The sequence below is a fragment of the Microbispora sp. CL1-1 genome, assembly GCF_012034195.1.
Lineage (GTDB): Bacteria > Actinomycetota > Actinomycetes > Streptosporangiales > Streptosporangiaceae > Microbispora.
The window spans coordinates 1-491 of sequence record NZ_JAATEK010000188.1 but is presented as its reverse complement, the minus strand read 5'-3'; the positions used below and the strand labels follow the sequence as shown (position 1 = coordinate 491).

Annotated in this window: 1 protein-coding gene; it reads left to right on the top strand. The window is 66.8% G+C overall.

The annotated features are described in order from the left end of the window. The coding region (locus tag HCK04_RS40550; protein WP_142652798.1) for an endo-1,4-beta-xylanase at positions 1 to 491 on the top strand (491 nt) is incomplete at both ends.

The following is a 491-nucleotide window of genomic DNA, read 5'->3' as shown; positions in this document are numbered from 1 at the left end:
TCGACGACAACACCGGCGGCCGCCGCGACTCCAACCTGCAGCGCACCGGCAACGACTGGATCGAGGTCGCCTTCCGCACCGCGCGGGCCGCCGACCCTGACGCCAAGCTCTGCTACAACGACTACAACATCGACAACTGGACCTGGGCCAAGACGCAGGGCGTCTACAACATGGTCCGCGACTTCAAGTCGCGCGGTGTCCCGATCGACTGCGTCGGCCTGCAGGGCCACTTCAACAGCGGCAGCGCCTACAACAGCAACTTCCGCACCACCATCTCCAGCTTCGCCGCCCTCGGGGTGGACGTGGCCATCACCGAGCTGGACGTCGAGGGCGCGTCGGCCACCACCTACGCCAACATCGTCAACGACTGCCTCGCGGTCGCCCGCTGCGTCGGCATCACGGTGTGGGGCGTGCGTGACAGCGACTCCTGGCGCTCCTACCAGAACCCGCTGCTGTTCGACGGCAACGGCAACAAGAAGGCCGCCTACACC